This window comes from Succinatimonas hippei YIT 12066, from assembly GCF_000188195.1.
GTDB lineage: Bacteria > Pseudomonadota > Gammaproteobacteria > Enterobacterales > Succinivibrionaceae > Succinatimonas > Succinatimonas hippei.
In genome coordinates this window covers 1-4,784 of sequence record NZ_GL831053.1, presented here as the reverse complement: position 1 = coordinate 4,784, position 4,784 = coordinate 1, and the positions used below count along the sequence as shown (strand labels likewise).

Here is a 4,784-nt window from a genome sequence, read left to right as displayed (position 1 = left end):
AAGTTTTAGCGATCCTTAAGATCATGGTTATGAATACTTTTGTTTTTACAAACTGTCAAACCCCAGTCTGTAAGCAATATGTACGGATACAAACACCATAAGGGCCGTTTGAGTTAAGCATAGATACAAAATCGGATTAAACTGGGTTTGCAAAACCAAAAATAAATTAATACTAAAAAGCAAAGTGATAGCCGCAGATGAGAAGAATTTTAAAAAGTGCGGACTGCGGTGGCGTGATACGTCGACATTCTTTTTAAGCGAAAACAAAATATAAGCACACAGAGAAAGCAGCAAGGCGTGCTTATAAATTTTCTTAAAAACTCCGATGCTTCTTAATTTTATCAATTTGTAATTAGGATCTGCTTTACATTCCTTTAAAGTAAAAAGATCGGTATCCTGCTGTTTATTGAGGTGATTTTCACTGTAAATAACAAAAAGATGATCGTTTGCTGTCGTCACTTGATTTAAAGTTGCCCACTCAGAATACACCTCATCGCACGTAACTTTTGAAAAATTAGGGATAAAACGGGTAAAACCGGATCCTGCAAGAGAAATAATTAATGCGACAAAAACAACTTTTACACAATAATCTACTATCGGCATAAGCCTAAAAAACCTTTTAAAACAATAAAATCAATGAATATCAACAAGCGGTAAACGACCTTTTACCAGATTCCCGTCCGATAAAGCCGCAACAAACTCCAGATCCGGCAAATACTGCAAAGCTTCAGCAGGAAACAGCGGACATTTTTGCATGGTGACGGATCGGTTAACTCCGTAATTAACCTCAAGATCCGAAGCGCTTTCACTAAAACTTATTGTTGAACTGCGAATGGGTTCAACCGTAGCCGGCAAGCTTTCAGTGAAAATTTTTGCGGTTTGCATATCCTTTAAGCGCAACGAAATTTTGTTGTTGCAGTTTCCGATAATCTGGCGTGCAGCAGCTTCCGATCCGGTTCGCTTAACCAAATCGGCAAAAGTCTGCGTAGCAATTGTCACGGCAAAATCCGCACCTCGCGATTTATTTAAAAGCTGCACCAAAGACTCTCCGGCAGCCTCACTGCTTTCATCGACAAATACGCTTATTTTGTGTTCAGAGCTGATGCGATACTCGCTTTGCGTATACAGTTTGCCGGCAAAAGCGCAAAGATCCGCAAGCAGAAGCTTACTAAGATAACCGCCTAAGACAGGATCGCTTAAACAATTTAAGGAAGCGTAAAAAATGCCGTTGTCTGCGGCAAGCTGCTCAAAAGTATGCTGTTTGCTTAAATCCTCGGAAGAGAGTAAACCGTTTAAATCCGCACCGCATAAGGTTCTTATACATGGCATAACGCTTGCGGTAACTTTCTGATAATAACTGGGATCGGTCTTGGCTACGGAAATTAAAGTCAAAATATCGCCGTCGGTATTTATAAGACCGTTATTGCAAAGATAACCGTATATCTTCTCAAGATTAAATAAAAGCGAGCTTCCGTCCTTACGGGAATTAGCCTTACTATTTGTAAACGTGCTTAGTTCTTTGTTTTTTATTAATTTTTCATTAATTTCAAGTTGTTTACAAAATTCATTTACCCCGACATCATTTAAATTTTCCGTTACCTCTTTTATGAACTTCTCAAGGATAAGCGCATACAGATCCTGATGATCAAGCTCATTTAAAATATTTTTAAGCGTTATAAGTTTCCCTTTAATTTTTAAGACGGTAACCGCAGCGGTTATTGCCGAATGCGCGTGCGCCTTAAATGATTGTGCACTTCCGCTATCGGGCATTAAAGAAGTAATACGCGAGGCTATCTCACTTGCCCGCAGAAATGTTCCCAATGGATTAAATGCCAAGCTGTGCTGTGTTTGTGCCAAATTTAAAAAGTGCAGTTTTAAATCCCTTGAGCATTGCGCCGCCGTTAAAAATATCTTCTTTTGCAAATCCGCATCTGATTTAGGATCAATAACAATCACAGTATCTCCGCGTACAATAGCTTGAGCAACCAGTAAATCAAACAGTCTGGTTTTTCCGGCCCCCGTTGTTCCAAAGACTATCGTGTGCAGATTCAAATCATTTACCGACATTAAAATATCTTTTCTGTTGTTAAGTTCAAGATTGTGAACGGCAAAAGACCCGTGACGCTTTGAGCTTAACTGTTCAAAGCCCGCATCCAACTGTTCCTGAAGCAGTCTTAAATGTCGCGGCTGCCATTTAAACCCTGTCCCCAAATAAAGCTTTTCATGCTTTTTATAAAAATTTTGAAGTTTAAAGACGTCTACTTTTTCAATCTCATTATTTTTAAGAATTAAAAGCAGCTTTTTTAAAACTACAGGGTAAGGCGAAGGCAAAAGAAAAAGCGCAGCTGCGCAAATTATAAGATTATAAAGTGAGTTAAATGCCGTCACAATAAAATAGCCGTGCAAACATATAATTGCGATAACACTGCCCAGCATTGACGGTGATTTAAAACTTATGTCTTTTATCGGGTTTATAAAAAAAATGTTTTTCATCTTGTTATTGTTTTTTACGAGTTTTTGGTGATTCAAACTGCGGCAAATCAGGCGAATACGCATTAAGCCAGGACTCAAGTGCCAAATTCGCTGACGACTGCTGCCGATCTTGAGTGTTTGCGGAATTTTCTGCTGTTAAAACAAATGTTTCATCGTTTATATCCTTTTCTTCCAAAGCTTCGTTTTGAGTATTATTAAGATCATGTGACTGCTCTTTATGATCTGTTTGTTTTTTATCCTTTTTTACCGATAAAGCCGTCAGATCGACTCTGCTTAAGCCGTCATCCGGATTTAATTTCGGATCAGAGCCGTTATTTTTAACTACCGCATCTTCATCTGCCTCCTTAAGATCGTCCGGCAATTTAAAAATGTCATTGATTTCCTCTACTGAAGTTTTAAATTCTCCCTCTGTGTTTTCATTTAAGAAATTAAGCTCTTTAACCGCGCTTTGAGCCTCTTCTTGCCCTTCTTTGCTGTTTAATTTTTTGTTATCAAGCAGTTTTTTTCTTGTAACTCTTAAATTTTCCCGGTAATTCTTTATTCCGTCATTAAAAATCGCCTGCGATTTTTCAAGAGTTTCAGTAAGCGTGTTTTCTTCTAAAAACTCTTTCGCTTCATAAGGAAAATCCTTATTTTCAAGCTTCAGATGAATCACTCCCGGCACACTATCTTTATAAGTTTTTTCAATATAAGCGCACAGAGCTTTAGGTCTCGGACCTAAAGCAAGCGCATTGCATAAAAGCTCATCATGATTTTTTAGATTCTTTGTTTTAATCCCGATTACGACCCCGTAAACTAACAGCTTTTCATCATCCTTACTAAGCTGATGCCATGAGTAAACGGCAAGTTTTCCGGCAAGAAGGATATTGCCCTGCCGTCGCCACTCTATAATTAAATTCCGTATATTTTTGCTTTTAACTAAATCATCATCGCCTTCCCTAAAAGATTTAGCATCTGCTTTTAAATCCGATAAAAGCGGACTGTCATAAGCCACAAGAAGCCCATAAGGAACGACGAAAATCCCCAAAGACATTAACTGCTCAAACTTTGATTGACTCAATACCGATAAAATTTCATGAACTAAAAAAGCATTTACGTTGAACGAATAAGGATTTGAGCTGCGGGTACTTGCTTTAACGCTTGAGATATCAGCACTTTTTACATATTTAAAGAAATCGCACTTTTGCAGAAAAAACTCATGCAAAGGACAAAAATCTTCAACGTAGGCCAAAAGCTGCGGTAACCCCTGCGTCAAATAACTCAAGGATAAAAAGAACAGCTCATCATGCCTGCCCTTGCGCGGAGAAATAAATTCAAGTGTGTACTTATTTGCTCTGACTCTTTTGCAAAAATGAGCAAAGCTTTCAAGATAAGGATTAAATTCCAATCCTTCGACTCTTATAGAAAAGTCTGTAAAAATTTTGGCTAAATCATGATTTAGCCCTGCTAAAAATGCGGCACATTTTATGCTGCGCTGTTTAAAAAAGTCAGTTTCGCCGCTGTTTCTTAAAGTCAGATTTATACTTTCAAGCGCAGTACACAATAAATGGCGAAACAAACCGCCGGGCAATGCATCGTGACTCCCTTCCGACGCCGGCAATGTAAGGCACATAGCTGCAGTACGATGAATATAAGGCAGAATATTTTCGTAAAAAAACTTATCACCTGACGCAATGCTCTTATAAATCACTGTTATCACATCAATGTTATCGTTTATAAGAGCAGACGGATCTTTTACCGGAAATTCTCGTTTGCCGTCATCAAAAGCCGTAAAAATAATTGAGTTTTCACTGTCAACAAACTTATATGAATAATTCTTACAATCAGAAACACAAGCCGTATCCCCGAAGCTTCTTTTTCTTTCCGTAAAAGAAAGTGCAGAGCTTACTGCAGGATCTAAGCAATCATCTTTTTCATACGGATAAAGAGAATTTTGATAATCAAAAAAAGATCGGTTTTCAGGATTTCCTTCAATCTTTTTTTGCAATTTAAATTTGTTTAACAGAAAGTTAATTACGGACATGGCTAAACTCTAAAAAAAATAAAAGCTTAGCAGTATTTAAATTTTGTTCTTGGCAGTTAGACTGCAAATTGCACACAACCTGCTCATAAACGGCATAAATAGGCTGTAAAAAATTTGGGGGGTATTTTTTAATTAACAATAAGAAAGGCTGTTGCGAATATTTAAGAGAAACTTTTTTGCTTGACTTCCTCTCCGGCCTAAAGGTCGTGTCAACAACAATTTAAAACTGATCCACTGGGGGTGCGGACAAAAAGTTGGACATGATTTT

3 protein-coding genes are annotated in these 4,784 nt (G+C 37.8%); all 3 read right to left on the bottom strand.

Annotation, left to right across the window (positions count from 1 at the left end; all coding sequences use genetic code 11):
- Positions 1-45: 45 nt before the first annotated feature.
- From HMPREF9444_RS08345 to HMPREF9444_RS08335, 3 genes are read right to left on the bottom strand one after another with little or no spacing between them, the layout of a single operon-like run.
- A complete protein-coding gene (locus HMPREF9444_RS08345) occupies positions 46-603 on the bottom strand; it encodes a hypothetical protein (RefSeq protein ID WP_009143979.1) in 558 nt (185 codons plus the stop codon).
- Positions 604-633: 30 nt separating this feature from the next.
- Entirely contained in the window at positions 634-2,493 is a 1,860-nt protein-coding gene (gene traD / locus HMPREF9444_RS08340; RefSeq protein ID WP_040909448.1) for a conjugative transfer system coupling protein TraD, read from the bottom strand.
- Between the two features lie 4 nt (positions 2,494-2,497).
- Positions 2,498-4,516: a TraI domain-containing protein gene (locus HMPREF9444_RS08335; RefSeq protein ID WP_009143977.1), complete on the bottom strand. Its 2,019-nt coding sequence runs from the start codon at positions 4,514-4,516 to the stop codon at positions 2,498-2,500.
- Positions 4,517-4,784 lie beyond the last annotated feature (268 nt).

Bases quoted from the DNA above. Each gene is read 5' to 3' on its own strand.
- HMPREF9444_RS08335 (WP_009143977.1), bottom strand. From the start codon at position 4,516: ATGTCCGTAATTAACTTTCTGTTAAACAAATTTAAATTGCAAAAAAAG.
- HMPREF9444_RS08345 (WP_009143979.1), bottom strand. From the start codon at position 603: ATGCCGATAGTAGATTATTGTGTAAAAGTTGTTTTTGTCGCATTAATT.
- traD (WP_040909448.1), bottom strand. From the start codon at position 2,493: ATGAAAAACATTTTTTTTATAAACCCGATAAAAGACATAAGTTTTAAA.